The organism is Geomonas sp. (assembly GCF_056994735.1).
Map to the genome: position 1 here is coordinate 1 of NZ_JBXKJL010000089.1, position 5,081 is coordinate 5,081.

General features: G+C 58.4%; 7 protein-coding genes and 1 pseudogene. All 8 read right to left on the reverse strand.

Annotated elements, in window-relative coordinates; all coding sequences use genetic code 11:
- Positions 1-238 precede the first annotated feature (238 nt).
- A complete protein-coding gene (gene rplS, locus AC11W3_RS04040; protein ID WP_484089647.1) occupies positions 239-595 on the reverse strand; it encodes a 50S ribosomal protein L19 in 357 nt (118 codons plus the stop codon).
- A gap of 203 nt (positions 596-798) precedes the next feature.
- Positions 799-1,368, reverse strand: coding sequence for an RNA methyltransferase (locus AC11W3_RS04045; RefSeq protein WP_484089648.1), 570 nt, complete (start codon positions 1,366-1,368; stop codon positions 799-801).
- On the reverse strand, positions 1,365-2,090 hold the full coding sequence (gene trmD, locus AC11W3_RS04050) for a tRNA (guanosine(37)-N1)-methyltransferase TrmD (RefSeq protein ID WP_484089649.1): 726 nt from the start codon (positions 2,088-2,090) through the stop codon (positions 1,365-1,367). The genes AC11W3_RS04045 and trmD overlap by 4 nt, the downstream gene beginning before the upstream one ends.
- Positions 2,087-2,605, reverse strand: coding sequence for a ribosome maturation factor RimM (gene rimM / locus AC11W3_RS04055; RefSeq protein WP_484089650.1), 519 nt, complete (start codon positions 2,603-2,605; stop codon positions 2,087-2,089). The genes trmD and rimM overlap by 4 nt, the downstream gene beginning before the upstream one ends.
- A gap of 3 nt (positions 2,606-2,608) precedes the next feature.
- Positions 2,609-2,839, reverse strand: coding sequence for a KH domain-containing protein (locus AC11W3_RS04060; RefSeq protein WP_250680625.1), 231 nt, complete (start codon positions 2,837-2,839; stop codon positions 2,609-2,611).
- A 51-nt stretch (positions 2,840-2,890) separates the two neighbouring features.
- Entirely contained in the window at positions 2,891-3,157 is a 267-nt protein-coding gene (rpsP, locus tag AC11W3_RS04065; protein ID WP_484089651.1) for a 30S ribosomal protein S16, read from the reverse strand.
- Between the two features lie 105 nt (positions 3,158-3,262).
- The gene (gene ffh / locus AC11W3_RS04070) at positions 3,263-4,627 is read right to left on the reverse strand and encodes a signal recognition particle protein (protein ID WP_484089652.1); all 1,365 of its coding nucleotides are present in this window, start codon (positions 4,625-4,627) and stop codon (positions 3,263-3,265) included.
- Positions 4,628-4,922: 295 nt separating this feature from the next.
- Positions 4,923-5,081, reverse strand: a pseudogene (locus tag AC11W3_RS04075) (sulfurtransferase-like selenium metabolism protein YedF); the annotation flags it as partial.

Sequence of the window (5,081 nt, forward strand, 5' to 3'; positions counted from 1 at the left end):
AGGCCGGGGCTTTGCCTGCGGCTTCCTTCAGATTCCGGGTCGCCCCGGACACCCTTGCCGTTCGGCTAACGGTTCCCACCATCAGGGTCCGTAGAGGACTTGCACCTCCAAGTCACGAACCAGCCACCACGGCTGATTCGATGGTGCTTACGCACCACGCGCCCTGCCGGGCGCACAATAAGAAAAGCCCCGGTCGATCCGACCGGGGCTTTTCTTACGAGAACTTCGCGCTGACCTGTTACTGGCCGGCGACGTATTTTCTTTCCTTGATCCTGGAAGCCTTGCCACGCAGCTTGCGCAGGTAGTAAAGCTTCGCGCGACGCACCTGGCCGCGGGTCACAACTTCAATCGCCTCAACGGACGGCGAGTGCAGCGGGAAAACCCTCTCGACGCCGACGCCGTTGGAGATCTTCCTCACGGTGAAGGACTCGCGGATACCGCCGTTCTGACGGCCAAGGCAGACGCCCTGGAAAGCCTGGATACGGCTCTTGTCACCCTCAACGATCCTTACCTGCACCTTGATGGTGTCGCCGGGAACGAACTTGGGGATCGCCTTCTTCATCTGTGCCATTTCAATCATGTCAATCTTGTTCATGTTGCACTTCCTCCCTTATCTGTAACCTCTAGACTTGCAAGATTTAAACTGTGGCAAATGCCGATTTCTACTGTTCACTGCTAGCTATATCATTTACCCGTTCAAGTCCCCCTTTAACAAAGGGGAATTTAGGGGGATTTTCCACCGCTGCCAATATTGCCAAATCCCCCCGGCACCCTTTTTCAAAGGGGGGAGAAGACTCTCTAACGCCCGAAAAGCCTGTCCAGCATGATGGCTGCTGCCGACCTGACGGAAAGATGGTTGTAATCCCCACCGCCGCTGATCGGCTCCAGCACGTAATCGCTGCTGTTGAAAACCTGCTCCGTCAGTCCCCATCCGGTACCGAGCAGGAGCAGGAAAGGCTGATCCGGCGCTTCATCCATCAGGGACTTCAACTTGTCAAAGCTCACACTGTTGGGCCTGCCGGAGGCGCCGGTCACGATCAGCTTCGGCCTCTTTCCGGTCCGCTGCTCGATGTCGCTGATGGCAGCCTGCAGCGTCGTTTCCGTCTGCACCAGCTCCAGCGCCAGCTTCCGCTTCGGGTTGTAGGTGGAACCCCAACCCTCGAGCCAGTGCGTCGTGATCTTCCCAACGAGCCGTCGCTGTTCCTCCACCGGAGTGACTATGTAGTAGCGCGAGACGCCGAAGGTGCGGGCGGACCTGGCTATGTCGTGAATATCCAGGTTGGTGACCGCCGTGGCCACGATGTCATGGTTCTTGTCATAGACCGGGTAGTGTATCAGCGCGATGCTGAAGTTGGCAGCGGCGCTCATTTAAGCACCCCGGCCAAAAGCTTTTTGTCAGCCGGGCTCAACTCGAGGTTGTCGAGGAGTTCCGGGCGGGAGGCGAGGGTTCGCATGATCGACTCCTTGCGCCGCCACTTGGCGATCTCGGCATGGTTGCCGGAAAGGAGCACGTCGGGAACCTTCTCACCCCTGAATTCGGGGGGCCTGGTGTACTGCGGATACTCCAGCAGTCCATCGGCGAATGAATCATAAAGAGCGGAGTCGCCATGTCCCAATACCCCGGGAACCAGGCGCGAAACAGCGTCGACTATCACCATCGCGGCGATTTCCCCGCCGGTGAGGACAAAGTCACCCAGGGAGATCTCCTCATCGACGAAGAGTTTCCGCACCCGCTCGTCGACCCCTTCATAGCGGCCGCAGATGATGATGAGTCCTTCCTCCCGCGAGAGTTCTTCCGCCACGGTGTGGTCGAAGGGGCGCCCGCAGGGGGTGGTCAGGATCACCTTGGAGTCGGGATTCCTCTCCTTGGCCGCTTCGATCGCCCCGGCAATGGGCTCGACCTTCATGACCATCCCGGCTCCGCCTCCATAGGGGGCGTCGTCGGCCGTGGCATGTTTGTCGAGAGCCCAGTCACGGATGTTGTGCAGGGCGATCTCTATCAACCCGTTCTCGGTGGCGCGCTTGAGGATGCTCTCGGTCAGCGGCCCGTCGAACATTGCCGGGAACAGGGTCAGAATGTCGAATTTCATAGATCGAGCAGCCCCTCGGGAAGAGAGACCGTCATGCTGCTGGCATCCAGATCGACCGCCAGCACCACATCGTCGAGCGCCGGGATCAGGATCTCGCGCCCGTCTTTCTTTACCACGTACACGTCGTTGCTGCCGGTCTCGATGATGTCGATCAACTCACCGAGCACTTCCCCCTCCTCGGATACGACCTCGAGTCCCAGGAGATCCGACCAGTAGAACTCGTCGGAGGGGAGTTCAGGAAGAGTGCCCCTGTCGGCCCAGATCTCGCGGCCGACAAGGTGCAGCACCTGGTTGATGTTGTCAAAAGGCTTCAGGGTCAGGATCACCCGTTTGCCGTGCGCCTTTGCGGAAACCACGGAGAATTCCTCCATGGCCCCGGTCGGGGATTTCACGAAGACGCTTTTAAGCTTGGAAATACTGGAGGCGTCGCCGGCAAAAGGGATGACGCGCAGCTGTCCCTTGATTCCATGCGGAGCCTGGATCTTTCCGATCACTACATTCTTACTACCGGACATCTATCACTCTACGATTTTAAGGATTGCTTTCTTGTTATCCTTTGTGGAAACAGCGTTCAGGAGGGTACGGATCGCCTTTGCAGTGCGACCCTCCTTGCCAATGATGCGGCCCATGTCTTCCTTCGCAACTGTGAGCTTGATGACTGTGGTGTCTTCTTCCAACTCTTCGGTAGCTCTGACTTGGGTCGGGTCATCAACAAGTGCCTTGGCGATGGTCTCTACAAGCTCTTTCATGTCGCTATCCTCTGTAGTGTGGGATGACCGGCTGACCGGAACTGACGAGAATTAAGCGGCCGGAGAGACGAATTTCTCCCAGATGCCGGTTTTCTTCAGGATCTGCTTGACCGTGTCGGTGGGCTGAGCTCCCTTGCCGAGCCACTCAAGGGTCTTGCCTTCTTCCAGGTTGTACACTGCCGGGTTTTTGTTGGGGTCGTAGGTACCGACGTTCTCGATGAAACGACCGTCCCTGCGGCTACGGCAGTCTGCAACTACTACCTGGTAAAAAGGTTTCTTCTTAGCGCCTGCACGTGCAAGTCTGATCTTTATTGCCATTTGCTTCCTCCTGGTGTTCTCGGATCTATGATCCGCAATCGTGTAAGTGGTCTATCTGAACGTACTAACTCTACTTGATTTATCGCTGTCGTCAAAGGAGGGCTGCTAAAAGGGAAACATCCCCTTGCCCATCCCCTTCATGCCTTTCATAAGACCCTTGGGGCCCATCTTCTGCAACTGCTTGACCACCCGCTGTGCCTCGGTGAAGCGCTTCAGGAGCTGGTTCACTTCCTGGACGCTGGTGCCGCTGCCTTTGGCAATCCTGATCCTCCGGCTGCCGTTGATGATCGTATGGTTCGCCCGCTCCTTCGCGGTCATCGAGTCGATGATGGCTTCGATGCGCTTGAGCTCCTTCTCGGAAGGCTGGGCGCCCTGCATCTGCTTCATCATCTTGCCCATGCCCGGGATCAAGCCCATTATCGATTCGAGCGAGCCCATCTTCTTTATCTGCTGCAGCTGGTTCCTGAAATCCTCCAGGTCGAACTGCCCGCTCTTCTTCATCTTCTGCTGGAGACGCTCGGACTCCTTCTCGTCGAAGGTAGCCTGCGCCTTCTCGATCAGGGTCAGCACGTCGCCCATGCCGAGGATGCGGGAGACCAGACGGTCGGCGTGGAAGACGTCGAGCGCGTCGAGCTTCTCGCCAAGGCCCACGAACTTGACCGGCTTGCCGGTCACGGCCTTGATGGAGAGAGCAGCCCCGCCCTTGGCGTCGCCGTCAAGCTTGGTCAGGATAACGCCGGTGATGCCGAGGCGCTCGTTGAAGCCGGATGCCACGTTGACGGCCTCCTGGCCGGTCATGGCGTCGGCGACGAAGAGGATCTCGCGCGGTGCCAGCTCGTCCCGGATCCCCTCCAGCTCGTTCATCAGGTAGTCGTCTATCTGGTGGCGGCCGGCGGTATCGTAGATGACGACGTCGAAGGCGTTGAGGGTCGCGTAACGCAGCGCGGCGCGGCAGATCTCCAGCGGCTTCTGGTCAGCGGAAGAATCAAAGACCTCGATGCCGAGCTGACGACCCAGCACCTTCAGCTGCTCGATAGCGGCCGGACGGTAGATGTCGGCGGGAACGAGCAGCGGCTTTTTCTTCAGCGTCGCCTTCAGGTATCTCGACAGCTTGCCGCACGAGGTGGTCTTACCGGCACCCTGAAGGCCGACCATCATGATGGCGACCGGCGGCTTGGCTGCCAGGTCAAGAGAGTTGTCCTCGGAACCGCCCATGAGCTCGACCAGCTCGTCGTGGACGATCTTGATCACCTGCTGGCCGGGGGCGAGGCTCTGCAGCACCTCCGTGCCGATCGATCGGACGCGGACCTTCTCTATAAAATCTTTCACGACCTTGAAGTTTACGTCGGCTTCGAGCAGCGCCAGGCGCACTTCACGCAGCGCGTCCTTGACGTTGTCCTCGGTCATTACACCTTGACCGCGAAGCTTCTTGAAAACCAGGTCGAGTTTATCTGATAATGTTGCGAACATGGAACCTTACAAGTTACCGTGATTGCTCGTTTATTTTAGTGACACCGCGCAAAGCGCCGGCAAGGGCGCGCAGGTATCCCGCGGCAAGAGAGTCACTTTAGTGGATATTCCGGCACATTGTCAAGCAAAATATCGGGAAGGCCGATAGTTACGGCGACGCGGCCAACGAGCTAGAACGATACCCTCCCCCCTTTGGCAAAGGGGGGGCGGGGGGGATTTGCCTCTGAGTCGGAAAATCAAATCCCCCTAAATCCCCCTTTGCCAAAGGGGGACGTTAACAGCCCGACTCCTGCGGTTACAGCCGCACGACGTTCCGTGCCTTCAGCTGGCTCTCGGCGATGGTGAACATGTTGGTGACTCCTCCCGCCGCCAGCTTCTCCTTCTTCTTGAAGAAGTCGAGGCAGACGCCGCAGGAGAGGACCTCGACCCCGCGATTGCCCAGCGCCTCCAGCGC